This is a genomic window from Arthrobacter sp. efr-133-TYG-120 (assembly GCF_030209785.1).
Classification (GTDB): domain Bacteria; phylum Actinomycetota; class Actinomycetes; order Actinomycetales; family Micrococcaceae; genus Arthrobacter.
Genome location: NZ_JARVRI010000027.1, coordinates 13770 through 35711, shown reverse-complemented (window position 1 = coordinate 35711; position 21942 = coordinate 13770). Strand labels below are relative to the sequence as shown.

22 protein-coding genes are annotated in these 21942 nt (G+C 64.1%); 9 read left to right on the top strand and 13 right to left on the bottom strand.

Features of this window, described 5'->3' with window-relative positions; translation table 11 throughout:
• Positions 1-64: 64 nt before the first annotated feature.
• Positions 65-868: a putative protein N(5)-glutamine methyltransferase gene (locus tag QRN51_RS15745; RefSeq protein WP_284990780.1), complete on the bottom strand. Its 804-nt coding sequence runs from the start codon at positions 866-868 to the stop codon at positions 65-67.
• Between the two features lie 320 nt (positions 869-1188).
• On the opposite strand from QRN51_RS15745, the gene QRN51_RS15740 reads away from it, so the two are divergent.
• Both QRN51_RS15740 and QRN51_RS15735 read left to right on the top strand, forming a co-directional pair.
• Positions 1189-1416 (top strand): hypothetical protein, encoded by a 228-nt coding sequence (locus tag QRN51_RS15740; RefSeq protein WP_284990779.1) that lies wholly within the window; start codon positions 1189-1191, stop codon positions 1414-1416.
• A gap of 72 nt (positions 1417-1488) precedes the next feature.
• Positions 1489-1749, top strand: coding sequence for a hypothetical protein (locus tag QRN51_RS15735; RefSeq protein WP_284990778.1), 261 nt, complete (start codon positions 1489-1491; stop codon positions 1747-1749).
• Between the two features lie 122 nt (positions 1750-1871).
• On the opposite strand, the gene QRN51_RS15730 is transcribed toward QRN51_RS15735, so the two are convergent.
• Positions 1872-4421, bottom strand: coding sequence for an ATP-dependent DNA ligase (locus tag QRN51_RS15730; protein ID WP_284990777.1), 2550 nt, complete (start codon positions 4419-4421; stop codon positions 1872-1874).
• 38 nt (positions 4422-4459) lie between these two features.
• Between QRN51_RS15730 and ku the strand changes: the two genes are divergently transcribed.
• A complete protein-coding gene (gene ku, locus QRN51_RS15725) occupies positions 4460-5350 on the top strand; it encodes a non-homologous end joining protein Ku (protein WP_059388401.1) in 891 nt (296 codons plus the stop codon).
• An 83-nt stretch (positions 5351-5433) separates the two neighbouring features.
• On the opposite strand, the gene QRN51_RS15720 is transcribed toward ku, so the two are convergent.
• The 4 genes from QRN51_RS15720 to QRN51_RS15705 form a co-directional block, all read right to left on the bottom strand.
• Complete coding sequence (locus QRN51_RS15720) at positions 5434-5700, bottom strand: DUF7218 family protein (RefSeq protein WP_284990774.1); 267 nt, start codon at positions 5698-5700, stop codon at positions 5434-5436.
• Between the two features lie 27 nt (positions 5701-5727).
• Positions 5728-6156, bottom strand: coding sequence for a hypothetical protein (locus QRN51_RS15715; protein WP_059388402.1), 429 nt, complete (start codon positions 6154-6156; stop codon positions 5728-5730).
• Positions 6157-6222: 66 nt separating this feature from the next.
• Positions 6223-6399, bottom strand: a complete 177-nt coding sequence (locus QRN51_RS15710; RefSeq protein WP_059388403.1) for a CsbD family protein — start codon at positions 6397-6399, stop codon at positions 6223-6225.
• Between the two features lie 96 nt (positions 6400-6495).
• Entirely contained in the window at positions 6496-6666 is a 171-nt protein-coding gene (locus tag QRN51_RS15705; RefSeq protein ID WP_139359614.1) for a DUF2207 domain-containing protein, read from the bottom strand.
• A gap of 330 nt (positions 6667-6996) precedes the next feature.
• Between QRN51_RS15705 and QRN51_RS15700 the strand changes: the two genes are divergently transcribed.
• Entirely contained in the window at positions 6997-7476 is a 480-nt protein-coding gene (locus QRN51_RS15700) for a Dps family protein (protein WP_284990772.1), read from the top strand.
• Between the two features lie 24 nt (positions 7477-7500).
• Complete coding sequence (locus tag QRN51_RS15695; protein ID WP_284990771.1) at positions 7501-8454, top strand: DNA topoisomerase IB; 954 nt, start codon at positions 7501-7503, stop codon at positions 8452-8454.
• A 108-nt stretch (positions 8455-8562) separates the two neighbouring features.
• On the opposite strand, the gene QRN51_RS15690 is transcribed toward QRN51_RS15695, so the two are convergent.
• The 6 genes from QRN51_RS15690 to QRN51_RS15665 all read right to left on the bottom strand — a co-directional run bounded on the left by QRN51_RS15690 (position 8563) and on the right by QRN51_RS15665 (position 14849).
• The gene (locus tag QRN51_RS15690) at positions 8563-8841 is read right to left on the bottom strand and encodes an HPr family phosphocarrier protein (RefSeq protein ID WP_059388405.1); all 279 of its coding nucleotides are present in this window, start codon (positions 8839-8841) and stop codon (positions 8563-8565) included.
• Between the two features lie 33 nt (positions 8842-8874).
• Entirely contained in the window at positions 8875-10584 is a 1710-nt protein-coding gene (ptsP, locus tag QRN51_RS15685) for a phosphoenolpyruvate--protein phosphotransferase (protein WP_284990770.1), read from the bottom strand.
• 34 nt (positions 10585-10618) lie between these two features.
• Entirely contained in the window at positions 10619-12670 is a 2052-nt protein-coding gene (locus QRN51_RS15680; RefSeq protein ID WP_284990769.1) for a PTS fructose transporter subunit IIABC, read from the bottom strand.
• Between the two features lie 2 nt (positions 12671-12672).
• The gene (locus QRN51_RS15675; protein WP_284990768.1) at positions 12673-13665 is read right to left on the bottom strand and encodes a 1-phosphofructokinase family hexose kinase; all 993 of its coding nucleotides are present in this window, start codon (positions 13663-13665) and stop codon (positions 12673-12675) included.
• The gene (locus QRN51_RS15670) at positions 13662-14474 is read right to left on the bottom strand and encodes a DeoR/GlpR family DNA-binding transcription regulator (protein WP_284990903.1); all 813 of its coding nucleotides are present in this window, start codon (positions 14472-14474) and stop codon (positions 13662-13664) included. The genes QRN51_RS15675 and QRN51_RS15670 overlap by 4 nt, the downstream gene beginning before the upstream one ends.
• 183 nt (positions 14475-14657) lie before the next feature.
• Positions 14658-14849, bottom strand: a complete 192-nt coding sequence (locus QRN51_RS15665) for a hypothetical protein (protein ID WP_059388408.1) — start codon at positions 14847-14849, stop codon at positions 14658-14660.
• A gap of 718 nt (positions 14850-15567) precedes the next feature.
• Here QRN51_RS15665 and QRN51_RS15660 point away from each other — a divergent pair.
• Complete coding sequence (locus tag QRN51_RS15660; protein ID WP_284990767.1) at positions 15568-16305, top strand: GAF and ANTAR domain-containing protein; 738 nt, start codon at positions 15568-15570, stop codon at positions 16303-16305.
• 9 nt (positions 16306-16314) lie between these two features.
• Here QRN51_RS15660 and QRN51_RS15655 read toward each other — a convergent pair whose 3' ends face one another.
• Positions 16315-16746, bottom strand: coding sequence for an SRPBCC domain-containing protein (locus QRN51_RS15655; RefSeq protein ID WP_284990766.1), 432 nt, complete (start codon positions 16744-16746; stop codon positions 16315-16317).
• 317 nt (positions 16747-17063) lie between these two features.
• On the opposite strand from QRN51_RS15655, the gene QRN51_RS15650 reads away from it, so the two are divergent.
• Genes QRN51_RS15650 through QRN51_RS15640 form a run of 3 tightly spaced genes read left to right on the top strand, consistent with a single transcriptional unit; the run spans position 17064 to position 21846 of the window.
• Positions 17064-19115: a hydantoinase/oxoprolinase family protein gene (locus QRN51_RS15650; RefSeq protein ID WP_284990765.1), complete on the top strand. Its 2052-nt coding sequence runs from the start codon at positions 17064-17066 to the stop codon at positions 19113-19115.
• 10 nt (positions 19116-19125) lie between these two features.
• Positions 19126-20799, top strand: coding sequence for a hydantoinase B/oxoprolinase family protein (locus tag QRN51_RS15645; protein ID WP_284990764.1), 1674 nt, complete (start codon positions 19126-19128; stop codon positions 20797-20799).
• 24 nt (positions 20800-20823) lie between these two features.
• Positions 20824-21846, top strand: coding sequence for a sugar ABC transporter substrate-binding protein (locus QRN51_RS15640; protein ID WP_059388412.1), 1023 nt, complete (start codon positions 20824-20826; stop codon positions 21844-21846).
• The last annotated feature ends 96 nt before the right edge of the window (positions 21847-21942 follow it).

The following is a 21942-nucleotide window of genomic DNA, read 5'->3' as shown; positions in this document are numbered from 1 at the left end:
GCGTGCTCCGGAGGTGCGTTACCAAATTGTTTGATTCAGGGCCCCGGAACGCACAGTTTGCTGATCATTTCCGGTGGATTGCCCGTTGTTTTCCCAACACCACCGTGGCATCGAATTCTCCAGAATGGACCACCCGCGCGGACAGCCCGGCGTCCTCGAACAGGGCCGCCGTCGTCGCGGCCTGCCGGACGCTCGTTTCGATCAGCAGCCGACCACCGGGAGCCAGCCACAACGGAGCCTCCCCAGCGATCCTGCGCTGCACATCCAAACCATCCGAGCCGCCGTCGAGCGCCACCCGCGGTTCATGCAGTCGGGCCTCTGGCGGCATCATCCCGATCGAGTCCGTGGGGACGTAGGGAGCGTTGGCCACCAGGACGTCAACCCGGCCGCGAAGAGCGTCCGGCAGCGCCGAATAGAGATCGCCTTCGTGCACCTGGCCGCCCACCGGGCCGAGGTTACGGCGGGCGCAGCGGACCGCAGAGGGGTCGACGTCGGCCGCGTGAAGCTCGATGCCGCCCGCCGCGGCAAGCAAAGCGGCGCCGACGGCACCCGAACCACAGCAAAGATCGACGACGACGGCGCCCGGCCGGGCGAGGTGGGCCGCCGCCTGGACGAGGTACTCCGTGCGGCGCCGGGGGACGAAGACGCCAGGGTCCACGGCGATGTGTTGGCCGCAGAACTCTGCCCAGCCCAGGAGGTATTCAAGGGGTAAACCCGAGACGCGTTGTTCTACCAGACGGTCAAGCTCCTCGGGAGCGTGCGCCGCGGCGATCAGGAGCCGGGCCTCTTCTTCGGCGAAGACGCAACCGGCAGAACGGAGCCGTGCCGTGACGGCGGAATGGGACGGCTGGAACGTGGGTGCTGACATAGGAGAGCCTTTCGGGATACCGAGGGGTGCTCTCCGGGCCATGCTAGCCGAGGGTGGAGGCGGGAACCACGCCTGAAACGGCTTCGACGAAAGCCGGGGTTCACAAACACAGCCCGGAGTGTCTAGGGTGGGTGCATGGGAACACTGATTTTTGAATAGGCCAGCGGGTCACCGCTGAGTTTGAACCGACAAAAATCCATGCCTGTTGAGGCTTCGCCTCCGCGCCGTTCCTGTTGCTTTCACTAGACCCAGGGTCTCGCAGCGGACGTCGCGTCCCGATACCTCCTCCGGCACATCAAGAGCTCTAAGGAGTCCACTGCATGACACCGAACGCACCCGAAACCGACGCCGGGCAGGAACCAGAAGCGCAGGAAACCATCGCCCCGGCTGCCGGTGTCAGATCGAAACTGACTGACGCCCAGAAGGAGATGCTGGCCAGCAAGTCCCGTGGCGGGGCAGGGAACGGCTGGCAAAGCACCGGAAAAGGACACAAACCCACTCAGGCGAGTGGCAAGCTGGCCAAGTCCGAGAAGAAAGTCCGCTGGTAGATCCTGCAGACAAGCGGACCGCTCCCACCTAGTATGGAAAATCCCTTCGTTTCAATGCAGAAAGGAAGAACAATGGCTGCGAAGCACGTTGAGCAACAAATCAACTCCGAGGTGGCCAGCCACTTGGTCGAGTCCATGGATAAAGCGCCCATGCCAGCCCCGGCAACGGTGGCCATGGCCCTCGGCTCGACCCAAGGACCGGCCTGGCCGGACGTCAGCGGCAAGGCCAAGCACCCCAAGGACCGCGGCGCAAGCCACGGCCGCGTAGGCCAGCAGGCGGCAGTCACCGCGGTCCACCGCACCAGCCGTCCGCAGATGCCGCACTCCTCTTAGGAACCCACCCTCCTCAGCCCAACTGACTCGCACTTAATGTCGTTCTGAGCCCTCATAACGACATCTGCTGCCAGTTAGTTGGGCTGAGTTACGTGCGGGAGGCGTAAGCGCGCGGGCCTGGGTTATGCGCGCTCGACGTCGTCGGGAGACTTGTCGGGGCGCCAGCCCCGCCAGACGGGATGGCGCATTCTCTCGGTGCCGGTCCAATCGCCGAACGTCACCTCTCCCACGAGCTCGGGGGAAACCCAGTGCGCCGTGGCGGCGTCCTCGGCCGGGATGTCGTGGAAGGGAGAGTCTGGGCGATCGAGACCTTGCAGGCGCTTCAGGATGTCGCGCAGTTGCCAGTCCTTGAACCCTGTGCCCACCCGGCCCGCGTAGCGCAGCTTGTCGCCGTCGGGAATCCCCACCAGCAACGCGCCAATGGTCCCCAGCCTCGTCCCGGAGCCGGGCCGCCAGCCACCCACCACCACTTCCTGCGTGCGTTCCAACTTGAGCTTGATCCAGGACCTGCTGCGCCGCCCCGGCTGGTACCGGCTATCCGCGCGCTTGGCCATGACGCCCTCCAAGCCAAGCTCGCCGGCGCTGGCCAGGATGTCGTCGAGGTCATGTTCCAGGATCTCGGACACATGGATAGGGGAGCCCTGGGCCGGCAGCTTGGCGCGGAACTCCGCCAGCTTTTCCCGGCGCTCGCTGAGCGGCAGGGACGTGAGGTCGGCGCCGCCTTGGGACCCGGCGTCGTACAGGAGATCGAACACCATGAGCTGCACGGGGACCGCGGCCCGGGCACGTTCGACGTCGCCGGGCTTGAAGAGGTTCATCCGCTTCTGGAGCAGCTCGAAGCTGGGCCGGCCGTTCTTGCTGAGTGCGACGATTTCGCCATCTGCCACGAAGTCGTGGTCAGGCCAATAGCGCGGATCCGCCAGTTCGGGGTAGGTGGGTGTCATGTCGATCCCCGAGCGGCTGGTCAACCTGATCTTGCCGCCCGAGCCTGAAACGATCGCCCGGAAACCGTCCCACTTGAGCTCAAACAGCCAGTCGCCGGAGGAGACATCGGCGGTTGTCCCGGAGGTTGCGAGCATGGGCGCGTAGCTGGGGGTCCCGATCGGTTGGGGCCGGGAGTCAGGCAACAGCACCGTCCGATGGCCCGGTTTGTCCTTCATCAGGTGGATCAGCCATTGCGACGGCGACTCCCCGGTGTGGATGAGCGCGAAGCGGCGGGTCCCGTGCAATCCGCCGCCGGGCTTTCCGGTGAGGGTAGCGATGACTTCCTTGCCGTCGCGCCATTTTTCGCACTCGAACTCGCCGCTGTCCCAGATGCTGACCGTCCCGGCACCGTATTCGCCCTTCGGAATGATGCCCGCGAATTGCGCATACTCCATCGGGTGGTCCTCCGTGCGCACCGCGAGGTGGTTCTTGTCCGGAGTGTCCGGCACGCCCCGCGGCAAGGCCCACGACGCCAGGACGCCGTTGTGCTCCAGCCGGAAATCCAGGTGGAAACGGCGGGCATGGTGCTCCTGGATGACGAAAATTCCGCCGGGCGGATTGGGTTCGGCGTCGGACTGGAGGGGGCGCGAACCGGCTTGGTGCTCGACGGCGGGAAACGGTTCGGGGGTCCGCTGCGGATCGCGCTTGTCCACGTAGCTGGCCAGCCGAGGGTTCAAGGCCGCGCCCCCGACGGCGGTGCTGACGCCGGCCGCGCCGGTGCCCGCGCGGTGCGAGTGGGGCGGGCCGCCGTCGTCGTTCTTGGTTCTGGAACCGCCGTTCGAGTGCGAAGTGGCGTGCCCGCCCGCCACCGCGGCGAAGGGGTCCTTTCCCTCTTTGACGCGCTCCATGACGGCCGTGAAGTCCAGATGCTCGAGCTTGGGGGAGGCGAGTTCGCGCCACGTCCTCGGGGCGGCGACCATGGGGTGGGCCCGACCGCGGAGGGAGTACGGCACGATGGTGGTCTTGTTCCCGCTGTTCTGGCTCCAATCCACCAGCACCTTGCCGTTGCGCAGGGTTTTCTTCATGTCGCTGACCACGAGGTCCGGATGGTCGGCCTCAAGCGAGCGCGCCAATTCGTGCGCGAACGCGGAGACCTGCTCCCATTTGCGGGTGCCATCCAGTCCGGCGTAGAGATGGATCCCTTTGCTGCCGCTCGTCACAGGAACCGGATCGAGGCCGATGTCCTGCAGGATGCTGCGGGCCAACTTGGCGACTTCGACGCATTCGGAAAGGCCGGTGCCGGGACCGGGGTCGAGGTCCAGGACAAGGCGGTCCGGCGGCAGCATGGTCCCGTCGGCGTCCACTTGCCATTGCGGCACGTGGATTTCCAAGGCTGCAATCTGGGCCAGCCAGGTGAGCGTGGCGAGGTTGTTGACGAGCGGATAAACGTTGCTGTGTTCCCTGTGCTGGATGGTGACCCGGGGAACCCATGACGGCGTGGAGTCGTCCAGGTTCTTCTGGAAGAACATAGGCCCGGGATCCGACGTGGTCCCTACTCCGTGGACCCAGCGCTTCCGTGTGGCGGGCCGGTTGGCGGCAGCCGGGATCAGGAACGGGGCAACGGCGGCATAGTATTCGAGCACTTCGGCCTTGGTGGTGCCAGTCTCCGGGTAGATGATTTTGCCCAGGTTGGTGAGCGTCAGTTCATGGCCTTCAACGTTGACGCGTTCCTTCTGGCTGGTTGCCACCTCTTCACCTCCGCCGTGTTGTGATGTTCACTTAGTGCATGAGGGCCATATGGAAGGGTTCTATCGCGTTCGGGCTGGTCAACGTACCCGTCAAGCTCTACAGCGCCACCGAGGACCACGATGTCAGTCTCCACCAGGTCCACAACAAGGACGGGGGCCGAATCCGTTACCAGCGGAAGTGCGAAATCTGCGCCTCTGTTGTGGATTACGAGGATATCGACAAGGCCTACGAAGAGGAAGGCCGCACCGTGGTGCTGTCGGCGGCCGATTTGAAGTCGCTGCCTGCGGAGAGCAGCCGCGAAATCGAGGTTGTGGAGTTCGTTCCAGCTGAGCAGTTGGACCCCATCATGTACGAGCGGCCCTATTATCTCGAGCCGGATTCCAAGTCGCCCAAGGCCTACATGCTTCTTCTGCGCACTTTGCAGGACACCGAACGCGTGGCCATTGTGCAGTACGCCCTCCGGCAGAAGACCAGGCTGGGCGCACTGCGGGTACGGGGCGATGTGCTGATGCTCCAATCCCTGCTCTGGGACGACGAAGTCCGCGAAGCAAACTTCCCTTCGCTGGAAACCGACGTCAAGATCTCGGACAAGGAACTTGAGATGTCCTCGGCCCTGGTGGATTCCATGGCGCGCGACTTCGAGCCCGAGCAATACACCGACAACTACCAAGTTCAATTGCGCCAACTCATCGCGGCCAAACTCGAAAAGGGCGACTCCATCGACACCGAGGAGACGTTCGGTGTGGCAGCCAGCGAAGGGGAAGGTGGCGAGGTCATCGACCTCATGGAAGCCCTCAAACGGAGTCTCGACAAGAAGCGCGGCAAAGCGTCTGCCGGCTCGTCCGACGAGTCCTCCGCTGAAGGGTCCGACGACGGCGCCACAGCCAAGGCGGCCAGCAAGCCGAGGGCGAGGGTCAAGAAAGCCTGACGCGCCGCCGTCGTGCGCTTCGTGAACGCTGGGCATGCTCCCAGTGGCCTGCGCCGGAGCAAGGCACATGTCCCATGGATGGCCTAGTGGTTTCGCAACGCAGAGATCAGCTCGGATTTCTTCTTGCTTGAGTACCCTGTGAGCCCCAGTTCCTTCGCCCGGGACTTCAATTGGGGCACAGTCCAGTCTTCATAGTCGCCCGAGGTGCCGCCGCGCCGGCCGATTTCCTTGCGGCCCTCCTTGGCAGCGGCATTCGAGATCCTCGCGGCCTTTTCCTTCGAGGCGCCATCCTCACGAAGGCTTTCGTAGAGTTCCGGATCCTTGAGGCTGGGATTCTTCTTGTTTGGCATGCGATCCTCCTTTGGTCAGGATCCGGGCTAGGACGGAAGCTCCATCCGGAACCCGCAGCGGCATTGCAGCACCTTTGTGGCCAGGTACACGTCGAGAAGGTCGACGGCGGGGTCTTCGGTGGACACCGGTGCATACACGCTGTGGAATCCGGTTCCTGAGATCTTCATGGGTTCGCCGCAGTGGATGTATTCGCCGCCGAATTGCAGCACACCTGACACCGTGCCTCGCTGGTTCAGGATGGCTGCGACGTCCTGGAATGTTGCGGCATGGGCGTAGAACATATCGCATTCCACGCAGGTGTAGGCGACATCCACGAACTCTGCCGACGGTGGCTTCAGGGGCTCGATGGAATCGAGAATCACGTACTCGGCGGTGCCGCAATGGCCGCACCAGATTCGTTCCCCTTTGGGGAGGGGCGCGCCGTTGGGAACAAGCGGGTCAGAGATAGTCGGCATCGACTTAACTCCTTGAACCAGGAAGTGCGGCTCCCGCGCGAGGCGGAAGCCGCACTTCGAGCGGATTTAATCCTTCTTGAAAGCGTCCTTGACCTTTTCACCGGCCGATTTCAGGTCGCTCTTGCTCTGATCCATCTTGCCTTCGGCTTCGAGTCTCTCGTTACCCGTCAGCTTTCCAGCCGCTTCCTTGGATTTGCCTGCAAGCTTTTCTCCGGCGTTCTGGATCTTGTCATCTGCACCCATGGACGTACTCCTTTGCTGGTAAAGGGACTTTCTTCGATTCGCCAAACGGTGTGGGGCCTGGCCGACAGGGCCAGGCGTCCTCACTGCAGTTGCCGGTCAAACTCCGTGTGACCTGCGGCCGGACATGAAGCTAAGGAGCCAGCCGATGGCCGCGACAATCAGGAGGACCACGCCGACCCAAAGGAGCCAGCTCACGGCCTGCGAGAAGCCGCCGACGAGCAGAAGAACGATTGCCACAACGCCTGCAATGATCAGAAGAGTGTTCACAATGACACATTCCTTACTTCAGCGGGACCGCTGGCAAGCGCCCGGGTCCCTTGCGATGTATTCGGTTGTCAGTTCGCTTGCGAACCGTTGTTCCCCGCCAGGCCCGAAGGCCCCGTGCAAGGTCTTGCTGTAGTGATACCGCCCCGGATTTTCAGGGTTTTCGTCCGGTAAGAACCGGCATCGACTTCCTCCATGGTACTACTAAGCACCCTTATCAAATCAAGTACTAAGTACGCTTACAAAGATTTTTGGATATCGTCGTAGGCTAAACGGAAGGTCGAGCGCAGGTTTCCTGCGCTCGCATCGGACGGTCGTTTAGGAGGAGAAAACGTGAAAGCATCGCAAACCCTGGCAGATAACCTCCAGTTGGTCCTGACGGATCTCATTGAACTCCAGCTCCAAGGAAAACAGGCCCATTGGAACATTGTTGGCCCTAATTTCCGGGACTTGCACCTGCAGCTCGACGAACTCGTCGCAGCCGCCCGGGAGTTCGCCGACGAAACCGCCGAAAGGATGCGGGCGCTCCATGCCCTTCCCGATGGCCGGAGCACCACCATCGCCGCCTCAACAAGGCTGGAGCAATTCCCCGCTGGATTGACCAAAACCAAGGACGCCGTGAAGCTGATCACCGATCGCCTGGAGCGGACGGTCCAGACCATGCGTGATGTCCACGACGAAGTAGACGAAGAAGACCCCACGACGGCGGACCTGCTCCACGCGTTCATTGCCCGTTTGGAGCAGCTCGCTTGGATGATCAGTGCCGAGATCATGTCGGCCAGTGCGTCCGTGGCAGATCCACAGGAAGCCTAGGAACCCGGCGAACGGCGTCAGTGCATGCCACGGCTCCGCCGCAGTAAACCGGGCACTCCGGGCATTTCCCGGCGAAGGTCCGGCCGCGGATTCAGCTACTACTACCCGGACGGATCGCTTATTTCGGGCGGGGAGCGCAAACGCCTCGACGCGATGGCGATACCTCCTGCATGGGCCGATGTCTGGATATGTCCGTTCGAGAACGGACATATCCAGGCAATGGGAGTGGACGACGCCGGCCGGAGCCAATACATCTACCATCCGGAGTGGCGTGCCCGCCAGGATACTGAAAAGTTCGCCCGGGCCGCGCGGCTTGGGTCCCTCCTGCCGCAGGCGCGCCGCCTGGTCTCCAGGCATCTGCGGGAGTCACCTTCCGAGAAGACTAAAACCTTGGCCGCGGCCGTACGGCTCATGGATCTCGGTGCCTTGCGCGTTGGTTCCGATGGCTACGCGCGCCGCAACGGCTCATACGGGCTCACCACGCTGAGGTGCAAGCACGTGAAGGTCAACGGGGAAACGGTCTCCCTGCATTTCCCGGGGAAAAGCGGCCAAACCTGGGATTCCACCATCGAGGACCCGGTGCTCGCCCGATTCCTCGGACCCTTGGCAGGCAGGCCAGGCAAGGAGCCCCTACTGGTCTTCCAGAATGGTGAGGGAAGCGTCTCCCTGAATGCCGCGATGGTCAACGAGTACCTTCGCCACATCACCGGCGGCGACTACACGGCCAAGGACTTCCGCACGTGGAAAGGCACTGCAGCGGCCGGAATGGCGCTCGCAGGCCCGGCTTCCAAAGTGCCTGCCCGCAAACGAGTCCTCGAAGCAATCAAGCAAACCGCCGAACTTCTCGGCAACACGCCAACGGTGGCGAGGGCAGCCTACGTCGATCCGCGCCTCGTGGAGGGTTTCCTGGCGGGTGATCTCGAACAGCTCAAGGCCAGCGAGTCGGATATCGCGGCCTACTTGGGGTCACTGCCTTGAATAATTTGCCCTGAAAACAAAAGAGCATGCTCCCCGTTGGCTACGAGGGATGGACAGGTGAGGAATATGTCCATCCCGGAGTGCCAAGGGAGAGCATGCTCAGTGGGGTTACTCGGCGTCGTGGTCCGTTTCGAGGATCTTCACGAGGCGGTCCAGGGCTTCGTCGGCCCCGGCACCTTCGGCACGCAGGACAACGACGTCGCCGAATGAAGCTCCGAGGCTCATCAGGGAGAGGATGCTCGCGGCATCCATGGCGTCGTCGGCGGGCTCGCCTTCGCGGGCGATGGTGACCTCGATGTCCAGCTCGCCGGCGGCTTCGGCGAAGATGGCTGCCGGGCGTGCGTGCAGGCCGACGCGGCTGGCGATGGTGGCGGTACGTTCGGACATTGTTGCTCCTTCGATTGTGGGCTTGGGGAAAGTCTAGAGACCCAACTCGTCCAGGATAGGCAGCTGGGCGCGAACGGCTTGGCGCGCGGCGGATGCACTCGGGGCGGACAGCGCCGTCGTCGCGAGCTGTTGGGCCTGCGCCACGGTGACGGTTGCCAGGACAGCGGAAACGGCAGCCAAGGCGCGGGCGCTCATGGAAAGCGTCGCGACGCCCAGTCCAACGAGTACGACGGCGAGGGCGGGGTCCGCGGCTGCCTCGCCGCACACTCCCACGGGCCGGGGGTTGCCGCCCGAGCTGGCGGCAGCGGCGCCGTCGGCGGTCAACTTCACGAGCTGAAGCACGGCCGGCTGCCAGGGGTCGTTGAGAGTGGCCAGAGGGCCGAGCTGGCGGTCCGCGGCCATGGCGTATTGGGTAAGGTCGTTGGTTCCGAGCGAGGCGAAGCTGACTTCGCGCAGCACGGAGGCTGCGGTCAAGGCAGCCGACGGGACTTCGACCATGACGCCCGGGGTCTTCAAACCGGCGGCGGAGCAGAGTGAAGCGAAATGCGCTGCTTCCTCGGCCGTGGAGATCATGGGAGCCATGACCCACACTTCGGCCCGGTTGGCGGCCTCTGCTGCCGCGATTGCCGCCAGTTGGCGTTCGAGGACGCCGGGGGACGTGAGGTCGGTGCGGTACCCGCGGACACCCAGCGCAGGGTTGGGCTCGTCCGCGTTGGTAAGGAACGGCAGGGGCTTGTCCGCTCCGGCGTCGAGGGTTCGGACCACCACTTTCTTGCCCGGGAAAGCAGCGAAGACGGCGCCGTAGGCGGCGATCTGCTCCTCCACGGTGGGTTCGTCGTCGCGATCCAGGAAACAGAATTCGGTGCGCAGCAGACCGACGCCCTCGGCACCGGCGTCGGCGGCCTTGACGGCGTCGGCACCCGTACCGACGTTGGCGAGCAGCGGAACCCGGAACCCGTCGGCCATGACGTTGCTCCCGCTGAAGGCGGCAACGGTGGATGCCTGGGTGGCCCAAGCCTTGGCCGCAAGGCGGAGTTCCTCACCAGGGTCAACCGTGATGGTGCCGGCAGCGCCGTCGAGGTAGACCTCCGTGCCGTCCCCGATCTCGTCGACACCCGGGGCGGCGACGATCGCGGGCAGGCCGAGGGCGCGGGCCAGGATGGCGGTGTGGGACTGGGGGCCGCCGCTGGAGGTGATCAGGGCGATCACCTTGGCGGGGTCCAGGGTGGCGGTGTCTGCCGGGGCGAGGTCCTCGGCGGCCAGGATGAACGGAACGTCGGACGCCGGGATGCCCGGCGCGGGCAAACCGCGCAGTTCAGAGACGATGCGGGCGCGGACGTCCAGGACGTCGGCCACGCGTTCTGCCATGTAGCCGCCAAGGGCCTTCAATGAGTCTGCAACCGTTGCAGCGGCCTCCCAGATGGCCCGTTCGGCGGTGCGTGCGCCGCCCGGAGCCTCGGGGGAGAGGAGCCTGATGGCCGATTTCACCAGCATGGGATCGGCGGCCATCAGGGCTGTTGCTTCCAGGACCTCTTTGCCTTCGCTGGACGCCGTCGCGGCCCGGGCACGGAGTTCCGCCTGCACGGCCTTGGCGGCATCCTTGATGCGCTGGCCCTGCGATTCGACGGTAACGTCCGCAGGAATATTGACGTTCTCACGGGGCTCTTGCACCGGCTTCGGCATCTGCCGCACCGGCCCCAGAACACGCCCGGGGGCAACGCCTACACCTGAAAAGGTCTGCATGGAATAGTCCTCTACTTGCTTATTGGCGGGTTGTTCAGGCCGCGACGGGAACAGGAGCCTGCTCTGCCTCGACCGGCTTCCGGACCGCCCAACGCTTGAGCGCGAGCAGGACCAGGGCGGTGACGACTACGCCGACTGCGATCGATGCGATGAACATGAACACGTTGCCGATAGCGAAGAAGACGAAGATGCCACCGTGGGGTGCCTGGGAGGTAACTCCGAAGGCCATGCTCAGCGCACCGGTCACGGCGCCACCCACCATGCTTGCGGGGATCACGCGGAGCGGGTCGGCAGCGGCGAACGGGATGGCGCCTTCAGAGATGAAGGAAGCACCCAGCAGCCAGGCGGCCTTGCCATTCTCGCGCTCGGCGAGGCTGAAGCCCTTCTTGTTGAGCACGGTTGCCAATGCCATGGCGAGCGGCGGCACCATCCCGGCGGCCATGACGGCAGCCATGATCTGGAGCGGGGCCGGGTTGGCGAGGCTGCCGGCGCCGAGGCCGGCTACGGCGAAGGAGTAGGCAACCTTGTTGACCGGACCGCCCAGGTCGAAGCACATCATGAGGCCAAGGATGATGCCAAGCACGATCGCCGAAGTACCGGTCATCCCGGAAAGCCAGGTGCTGAGGCCCTTGGAGATGGCCGCGATCGGGCCGCCGAGGAAGAGGAACATGGCGCCCGAAGCGACGATCGAGGCGACGAGCGGGATGATGACCACGGGCATGAGGCCGCGCAACCAGCGTGGAACGGAGAACGTGCCGATCCAGTGTGCCGTGAGGCCAGCGAGCAGGCCGCCTACCAGGCCACCGAGGAAGCCGGCGCCCATGTAGCCGGCGACAGCACCGGAGACGAAGCCCGGGGCGATACCAGGCCGGTCCGCGATGCCGTAGGCGATGTAGCCAGCCAGGGCAGGGACGAGGAAGCCGAGGGACAACGCACCGATCTTGAACAGCACGGCTCCGAGGTAGGCGCCGAGCGGACCCCATGCATGGACCGGGTAATCGGTGGGCAGGTTGACGAGGGTGTTCGCGGCAAGGATCTTGTCCGCAACTCCGGCGATTTCGTAGCTGCCCAACAGGAAGCCCAGGGCTATCAGCAGGCCGCCACCGGCGACGAACGGGATCATGTAGCTGACGCCGGTCAGCAGGACCTTCTTGACCTTGGTGCCGAGGTGCTCGCTTGCAGCTGCGGATGCCTGTTCGGCGCTCTCTTCGGCACCGAAATGCGGGACGCGGTGTGCATGTGGGTCGGATGCGGCGGCGAGGGCTTCCTGGACCATCTTGGCCGGCTCGTCAATGCCGCGCTTCACGGGAGCGTTGATGACGGGCTTGCCCGCGAAGCGTTCCTTGCCGCGGACATCGACGTCGACCGCGAAGATCACGGCGTCGGCGGCGGCAATCACAGCCGGGTCCAACGCGGTGAATCCGCCCGAGCCTTGGGTTTCAACCTGCAGGTCGACACCCGCTTCCTTGGCAGCGGCCACGAGGGAATCGGCTGCCATGTAGGTGTGGGCGATGCCAGTGGGGCAGGCCGTGACGGCGACGATGCGCTTCGGGGCCGCGGCAGAAGCGGCACTCGCCGAAGCCGGGGCGGCCTCGGTGGCCTGTGCCGCCGGCCCTGCCGCATGGGCAGCCGGCTTGTCTGCCAGTGCGCCGTCAACCAGATCGACGATGTCCTGCTCGGTGGCAGCCGCACGCAGGGCCGCAGTGAAGTCCTTCTTGATGAGGGAACGGGCCAGCTTGGAGAGCAACTTCAGGTGCTCCTGGTCCGCTCCTTCCGGGGCAGCGATGAAGAAGATGATGTCCGCGGGGCCATCCTTGGCACCGAAGTCCACCTTGTTCGAGAGGCGGGCCATCGCAAGGGCGGGCTCGGTTACTGCGATTGAGCGGCAGTGCGGGATGGCGATGCCGCCGGGTACGCCCGTGGCGGTCTTCTGCTCGCGGGCGAAGGCGTCCGCGAAGAGCCCTTCAACCTCGGAGGCGCGCCCGGCTGCGGCAACTTTGCCTGCCAGGAAGCGGATGACATCGGCGGGGGAATCGCCGAGGTTCTGGTCGAGGGCGACCAGTTGGGGGGTGATGAGCTGGGTCACTGTTAGTCCTTCTGAAGGGCCGTGATGGTAACGGCGTCGGGAGTTGTTTGGTGGACCGCCGGGACAGTGGAGCCCGGCAGCGAAGCAGCGGCGGCACCATGTGCCACAGCCTGACGGAGGCAGTCCTGCGAGGTTCCGCCGTTGGTGGCGGCCAGCAGATAGCCAGCAAGGGATGAATCGCCGGCACCAACTGTGCTGACGGCTTGGATCGGCGGATGCGTGGCGAACCACGCGCCGTCGGCGGTTACCAGGACGGCGCCCTTGGAACCGAGTGTTGCGAGTACTGCACCCACACCGCTGGCGACGACGGCGGCAGCGGCCCTGGCGGCAAGGCCCGGGTCCGCTTCCAGTTCGTCAGCCGTGTGGACGTCTGTGAGGCCCGCTGCGGCGGCCAGTTCGGCCAGTTCTTCCGCGTTGGGCTTCAGGAGATCGGGCTTGCCGCTGATGCCGTTGGAATCGCCGCTGATGGCGGCTGCCAGCGGGGCGCCGGAGGAATCGATTGCGATAAGCGGGGCGTCGCCGTCGTGCGTTGAACGGAGCCTGCGGGCGACCGTGGCGTAGAAATCCGCCGGAACTCCTGGTGGGAGCGATCCGGCGAGTACCACCCAGCTGGCGCCACGGGAGCGGTCCAGCAGCAGCCCGATCAGGGCTTCCTGCTCGTCCAGGCTCAACTCCGGGCCGGGTTCGTTGATCTTGGTGGTGACGCCGTCCGGTTCGGTGAGCGTCACATTGCTCCGCAGCGGCGCGCTGATGGGAAGCGCCGCGTAGGGGACGCCGTCGTCGAGCAGTCCGGCGAGGACGGGATCGGAATCCCCGCCCGGCAAGACAGCAACGGTGTCCAGGCCCGAGGCGACAAGCGCCCGGGAGACATTGACGCCCTTGCCGCCGGAGTGCTGGTGGACGGCGACGGCGCGTTGAACCTCGCCGCGGGCCAAGGGGGCCGGGAGCTCCACGGTGCGGTCCAAGCTCGGGTTGGCGGTCAGGGTGACGATCATGCGATCACCACGTCGACGCCGGCCTCAGCCAAAGCGGCAGAGAGCTCTTCAGAGGGTTCGTGGTCAGTAATCACGGTGTCCACATCTTTTAGGGCGGCGAACTGGACGAGGGTTTCCGCGTCCAGTTTGGAGGAGTCCGCGAGGACGACGACGCGCCGTGCGGACGTGACGAAGGCGGCCTTGACGGCGGCTTCTTCGGGGTCAGGGGTGCTGAGCCCGAACGTGGCGTGGATGCCGTTGGCGCCGACGAAAGCGATGTCCGGGCGGAGCCGGGAAGCGGCCTCGACCGTGGACTGGCCGACGGCGGCCTGGGTGAGGCCGCGGACGCGGCCGCCCAGGATCTGGAGTGCGATGTGCGGGTTGCCGGAAAGCCGTCCGGCAATGGGGATGGCGTGGGTGATAACCACCAGTTCTTCACGCGGGGCGTTCCCGTTCAGGGACGCCGTGCGCTGGGCGGTCCGCTGGTCGAGTAAACGCGCGAGCGCTTCCGTGGTGGAGCCGGCATCGATCAGGATGCTGCCGGCTCCGTTCTCGGGGATGAGGGCAAGGGCGGCCTCGGCGATGCGGACCTTTTCCGGCTGGCGCTGGATGGCCCGCTCAACCACGCTTTCCTCGCGGGTGCTGAGGCGGTCCGACGGGACGGCCCCGCCGTGGACGCGGCGAAGGTTGCCGGCGGATTCGAGGGCAGCGAGGTCACGGCGGACCGTCTCTGTGGTGATGCTGAATCGGTCTGCAAGGTCCGTGACGCTGACCCGCCCACGCTCGGCGACGAGCTCGGAGATCAGCTGTTGGCGCTCCTCGGCGAACACATACCCTCCATTGCGTACAAGCTGTAAGTACACCAGTGACAGTCATCACATGATGTGGAATTGCTTGACTCTATCTTTGTTCATGTTGGTCTGTCAACAGAAAACAACATAAACAAAGATCTTTGCTTTGGTTTGGGTTTGTTGAGGTGTGGTTTGGGTGCTAACGCCGGACCGGAGGCCGCCCTATGGCCACTCGATCTCCCCTAGGCCCGGGTAGTCGATGGGGAGGTTGTCTGGGTCTGGGGGATCGGGCAAGCGGGACTGGGTAGGGGAATCCGGTTCGTGCCGGTTCTTGTTCCTCTTTTGGTCCAGTCCATCGGAATCTTGCGGGGAGTCGTCTTCGGGCCGGCGCTGCTGTGTACTTTCAAGCTTCATGGTGTTTCCTTCGGGTAATGCTGCACATTGTTGGCTAAGCAGGTATTTCCAGCTCGAACCCGCAACTGCATCTCAAGACCTTGGTGTGGAGCCGGGCTTCCGGGGGAGAGCTGCGCGATCGGGGCACGCCCGTCTGCGGTGCCCTGAAGCTTCGCAGCGCGGTGTTCACCTCACGGAGTGGTTCGCTGCAATGGAAATAGTGGCTTCCGAACTCCAGGAGGCCATCCTGAATCCCCCGACGATTCAGGATGGCCCCCGCCTGCTGGACGGTGGCCGCGTGGCTATAGGAAAACCCGCAGGAAGTGCACGTGTAGAACACGGCAAGCTGTTGGGAAGACCTTGGAGACCGGGCCTGGATGGACTCGATGATCAGGTGCCTGTCCGTTCCGCAACGGGCACACCAAAGGGGGGCAGCCCCAGGCTGATGTGGTTCGTGGGGGACGGCGGATTCGGAGACGGTCGACATCGACTAGCTCCGCGCCGGTAACAGGCATTTGCTCATCAGGCAGCACCTTCACATTGAGTGACATGGCGCCCGGCTGCTTGAGCGAAAACAGGCCGAAGGCTCGGCCCCTGTCCGGAGTTCTGCACGGACTGTAGAAGAATTGTGCACTCTGTACCCCCGGCGCGCAAGACCGGCGGAACGTTTGTCCAGTTGGTGGACGCTGCATCGTGCGCCTTTTCTGCCATTGCCGCCCTGCTGCTCCTAGACTGAGCCATGGACGAAATGGGCCTGAATGCCTCGGTAGTGGGACAACTCCAGGATTTGGTCATCGACAGTGAAGACGTCAGCGGCTTCCTCGAAGACCTTGCGGTGTTCACGGCCTCGTCGGTGTCCGCTGCGCGCGGCCAGGACGTCCTGTGCGGGGTCACGTTGAGCCGGCGCCGCCGATCGATGACGGTCGCGGGGAGCAGCCACGAAGCCCGCCTCATTGACGAAGTGCAGCAAGCCTATGGAGACGGGCCATGCCTCGAGGCGATGAGAACCGGGAAGTCCCTGCTCGTCCGGGATACGTCGACGGACTCCCGGTGGCCTGAATACTGTTCCACGATCGCAGAGCGCGGGCACTTGGCGGTGCTCTGCGTCCCCTTGCGCCTGGAAGAGGGCGCGACGGCGGCGATCAACCTTTTCGCTCCGCACTCCGATGCCTTCGACGAGGCCTCCATCCGCAGTTGCGAGCAATTCGCGAGCCAGGCAGAAAAGGCTCTGCGTCTGGCGGTCCGAATCGGTGCCAGGCAGCAACGCGCAGAGGACCTCGAGCAGGCCATGCGTTCCCGGACCGCCATCGATCTGGCAACCGGCGTCATCATGGGCCAGAACAGGTGCAGCCAGGAGGAGGCCTTCAGGATTCTAAGTAAGGCCTCGAACGGCAGGAACCAGAAACTGAGGGACGTTGCGGAATCCCTTCTCCAGTCCTTGACGAACGAAACGCCCGTCTCGCACTTCGACGCGTAGAGGGCCCCGCTAGCTACGCTCCGCGATATTTTTGACGCTCTCCACGAGGCTGTCCCACATGCCCTTCGAATGCGCCGCTTCTTCCGCGCTGGCGTTGTTGTCCTGCGCCAAGGTCAGCTTGGTCATCCCGCCTTCCGGCTCCAAAGTCCACGTCAGCGTGTGGTAGTTCCCGGGAGTGTCTTCTTGGCCGGACAACGGACTGAAATGGGTGTTTACCAGCCGCTTCCCTGGCTCGAACTCAAGGATGACACCCTTGTCCTCATAGTCTTTGCCCTTCCAGACCCCGCGCCAAATAATAGGTCCGCCAACCGTCCAGTCGGTGACCACCTCGGTCCCGAACATGAACTCCTTGATGGCCTGGGGATCGGTGAGTACCGACCACACCCGATCGGCGCTTGCATTGATCGTGATGGTTGAACTCGCAATGAAGTTGCCTGCCATGTCCATCTCCTTTTCACGTGGTCGGCGTCCGGGCGCCGGCGCAACAGAGTCTACGCCCGGGAGCGACGGCCGGCGGAGAGATGCCGAATTGCGCTCTCCGTCACGTCAAGAGATTCAGGGTGTTTTCTCTTAGGCTCGCAGCACGTCTCAGAATTGTGGCTCTGAACTGCGGCGATAGTCGGATTTCGATGGTCGTTAGGCAGTTCGCCCTCGGGGTAGATGCAGCATCGTGCAGTTTGCCCACGTCCGGAAAAGCCGGGTCCGTAGCGTGATGTCTCACACATCGAGTTCCCATTCAGAACCATGAGGAGACATACATGCCGAACTACAGGGTGTCCATGGACATCGGTGGAACGTTTACCGACATTGTCGCTTACGATCAGCACGCCGGAACCTATACGGCCACCAAATCATCCACTACGCCGGGGAATCTGAGCGCGGGCGTCATCGCCGGCCTCGAGTCCATTGTCGACGACCTGTCCGACATCGAGTTCCTGGTCCACGGCACCACCCAGGGATTGAATGCCTTCCTTGAGCGTCGCGGCGTACCGGTGCTGCTGCTGGCCACCGCCGGAGTCGAAGACACTTATCACATTGCCCGCGGCCCGCGCCTTGAGCTCTACAACGCCCAGTACCGCAAGCCTTCCCCGCTGCTCGAGCGCAAGGATGTCATCGGTGTGGGAGGGCGCCTGGATGGGCAAGGCCTCGAGATCAGGCCATTGGACGAAGTTGCCGTCCGTCAGGCAGGCCGTCGGGCAGTGGCCGAAGGTTATGGCGCAGTCGCCGTCGCATTCCTGTTCAGCTACAAGAACCCCGCTCACGAACTTCGGGCCCGGGAAATCCTGCTCGAAGAACTAGGCGAAGATTTCACCGTTTCGCTTTCCCACGAGGCCGCGAAGGAATGGCGCGAATACGAGCGCACCTCATCCGCCGTCGTCGAGGCCTACACCGGACCAGTGGTCCGCAACTACCTCCTGGACCTCGAAAAGAAGCTCGGGGACCGCGGTGTGGAAGCCCCGCTGCACATCATGCAGTCCTCCGGCGGGGTGCTCACCGCTGAGTCCGCACGGAAGCGCCCACTCCAGACCCTTCTCTCGGGCCCGGTCGGGGGCGCCATGGGCGACGTCGAACTGGCCGGCGTTTCGGGAAACCGCAACCTGATCGGCGTCGACATGGGCGGAACGTCCTTCGATGTCTCATTGGTAGTCGACGGCAAGCCCGACGTCTCCACGGAGGCACATCTTGAAGGCCTTCCAATGCTCATGAGCGTGGTCAATATTCACACCGTGGGCGCTGGCGGCGGCTCGGTCGCCTGGCTCGAAGCCGGTGGCCTCAGGGTCGGCCCGCGTTCCGCGGGAGCCACTCCCGGACCTGCCTGCTACGGACGTGGAGGCACGGAACCTACCGTCACCGACGCCAACCTGGTGCTGGGGCGCGTGGACCCTGACTGGTTCGCAGGCGGACAGGTGTCCTTGGACCGGGAAGCGGCGATCGCCGCCCTGAAAACGGTTGGCGACCGGCTCGGTCTGGACCCCATTGCCATGGCCGAAGGGATCTGCGACGTCGCCAACTCCCAGATGGCCCAGGCGATCCGGACCATCACGATCTCCCGCGGGATCGAACCCCGGGACTTCGCGCTCGTGGCATTCGGGGGTGCTGGTCCCATGCACGCAGTCTTCCTCGCCAAGGAACTGGGCATCCCGGAAACAGTCGTCCCCCGGTTCCCCGGAGCGTTCTCGGCCTGGGGCATGCTGCAGACCAACATCCGCAAGGACTTCTCGGAGCCGTATTTCTACCTCGACGAGGATATCGACGTGGCCCACATGGCCGGCGTGCTGCGGTCGATGGAGTCTGAGGGCCTGAGCTCCCTGGCCTCCGAGGGCGTGCCGGAGGACAGCCGCCTCACCAATGCATCAGTGGATGTCCGCTACCAATCGCAGGAATTCTCCCTGAACGTTCCGCTCGCCTCCGCTGACGAACCGGAATCCACCGACTTCGTTGCCGCGTTGGCCTCGCGTTTCTCAGCGATGTACCACGAGCGCTATGGGCATTCCAACCTCGGGGCGCCCATCGAAATCGTGGCGCTACGGACGCAGGCCGTCGGCGACCTGGGCCGTCTTGATGCGCCACGTTTCGCCACCGCACAGAGCGCTGAGTTCAAGCATGAAATCCGCCCGGTGGTGTTTGAGCACATCGAACACCAGACCACCGTGGTCCGCCGTGACGACTTGGCCGCCGGCCATGCCTTCGAAGGCCCCGCCATCATCGTGGAACAGACCGCCACAACCGTGGTGCCCCCCGGCTTCGACGTCATCGTCGACGAATTCGGCTCACTGATCATCCGCACTCAAGACGTCGAAGGAAACTGAGGTACCAACAATGACAATCACTGCAGTCAAGACCCTGGATCCAGTCACCGTGGAGATCATCCGCAACGCGCTCACCAGCGCCGCGGACGACATGAACGCCACCCTCATCCGCTCCGCCTACTCACCCATCCTTTACGAAGGAGGGGACTGCGTCGTGGCGCTCCTGGACACCGAGCACCGCGTGCTCGGACAGTCCGCTGGGCTGCCACTGTTCTTGGGCAACCTGGAAACCTGTTCCATCGCGGTGGAAGAACTGTACGGCCGCGACGTCTGGAAGGAAGGGGACGTCTGGATCCTCAACGATTCCTATCTTGGCGGAACCCACCTGAACGACGTCACCATTTTTGCCCCGATCTTCGACGATGGCGCTGTGGTCGGCTTCGCAGCCACCCGTGCGCACTGGATGGACATGGGCTCCAAGGACGTCGGCGGTTCCATGGATGCGACGGACATCTTCCAGGAGGGCTTCCGGATGGGCCCGGTCAAACTGATCGAGGCAGGCATTGAAACCTCCGTCGTGGATCTGATCCGAACCAATGTCCGCTTCCCCTACCAGACCATCGGTGACATGCACGCGATGATCGCCGCCCTTCGGATGGGCACCACCCGGATGAAGGAGCTCGTGGGCCGTTACGGGATGGACCAACTGGACGCTGCCCGGGATGAGATCTTCCGTCAGACGGAGGAAATCGAGCGCGAGACCGTCCGCAACATTCCCGACGGCGTCTACGAAGCCGAAGGCGTCCTGGACAACGACGGCATCAACCTGGACACCCCGATTCCAATCAGGCTAAAGATCACAGTCTCTGGCGACACCGTTGATTTCGACGTAACCGGATCGGCTGACCAGACCATGGGGCCCGTCAACTGTGGCGCCGCCCAGGCAGTCTCCGCACTGCGGGTCGGCTACAAGCTCCTTGTCAGCCCGGACTCCAACTCGAACGGCGGGTCTTTCCGGCCGTTGACCACCCAGGTGCGTTCAGGTTCAGTTCTCGGCGCGGTGGCGCCAGCCCCGTGCCAGTGGTACTTCTCCCACCTCGGACTACTGATCGACCTGGTTTCCAAGGCCATGGCACCGGCCATGCCCGAGCGGGTTGCCAGCGCCAGCCACGGCGACTCGATGATCATCACTGCAGCCGGTTTCGATCCTCGCTTCGGCCGGAACTTCGTGACCATGGAGGCCACACTGGGCGGTTGGGGAGCCTGGCAAGGCACCGACGGCGAGTCCGCGATGATCAACAACGTCAACGGCTCCCTCAAGGACCTGCCCATCGAAATGATGGAGACCCGCTACCCATTCCGCATCAACGAATACTCCATCCGACCCAACTCCGGCGGCCCCGGCCAGTGGCGCGGCGGAAACGGAGTCATCCGTGAATACGAGTTCCTGGCCGACTGCGTCGTGGGGCTCTGGTTCGAAAGGTCCAAGACCCCGGCCTGGGGACTGTTCGGCGGCTCAGACGCCCAAGGGCCCGAGGTTGTGTTCAACCCAGGTCGCAGCGATGAGGTCCGCACTCTGAAAGCCAACGCCCGCAAGGTCAAGGCCGGCGACATCGTCCGGCTCGCAGTCGGCGGCGGCGGCGGCTTCGGGGACGTCTCCCAGCGCTCCCGGGACGAGATCACCTACGACATCGTCAACGGCTTCATCACCGAGGACTTCGCCAAGACCCACTACGGATACTAAGCCCCGCCCACAGAAGGACACCCAATGAAAAACATAAAGAAATCAGCCGCAGCCGCGGCGCTCATCGGGCTAGCGCTCCTGACGTCAGCCTGCACCCCACCCACGCAAGCGGCCGCCGGACCAGCTTCGACGGCGGACGCCGGCAAACCCCTCAACGTCGGATTCTTCGGCTTCGCCAAGTCGAACGGCTTCGCCCAAGGAACCTTCCTCGGCGTCCAGCAGGCGGCCAAGGCCAACAACGCCAGCGCTACGTTCGTGGACCCCAACTTCAACGCCCAGACCCAGGTCCAGCAGATCCAGGACGCAGTCACCTCAAAACAGTTCGAGGTGATCGTTATCCAGGCGAACGACAACCAGGCCCTCATTGCGCCACTGCAGCAGGCCGTCCAAGCTGGCATAACGGTGGTGGTCGAGTTCTCCGTTATCGGTCCGAAGTTCGACACTATCCAGCCCCAGGTCCCCGGTGCGATCAGCATCGTTGACCTTCCCACCAGCAACGGCAAGATGCTCGGCCAAATGGGCAAGGATGCCTGCGCCAAAGTCTCCAAAGACACCTGCAAGGTGGCCTACCTCGAGGGATTCAAGTCCCTGCCGCTGGATAACGCCCGGACCGAAGCAGTGAAAGCTGAGCTGGCCACTGATCCGAAGATCAAGCTCGTGGCCAGTGTCGAAGGCGGATACACCCAAGACAGCGGCCGGCAGGCGTTCCAGAACGTTTCCCAGGCCAACCCGGACGTCGATGTCGTCATCGGTGCATCCCAGGCGATCACGGGTGCGGCCGCTGCGGCTGGCAATAGCAACATCAAGTTCATTGGCAACGGTGCATCTACTTCGAATGTCGAGGCCGTCCGATCCGGTAAATGGTTCTCCATCTACGTCAGCGACGTGGTGGCGAACGGCGCCAAGGCCACGGAACTCGGCCTTGCCAAGGCCCGGGGACAGCAGGTGGAGACGGCAGTGGACGAGGCGAGCTTGGCTCCCAACAAGGCCAAGGGCACCAAGGAAGCCCTCGACGCCGTGAACTACGTCTCGAAGTACTCTGACTAGCCGACTTATCACCCTCGTGGTCCTGTCTTGCCGGGGCTGAAATCCCGGCAGGGCAGGAGCCCCCGCCCCGGTCCCGGCAGGACCGGCCAAACGTCC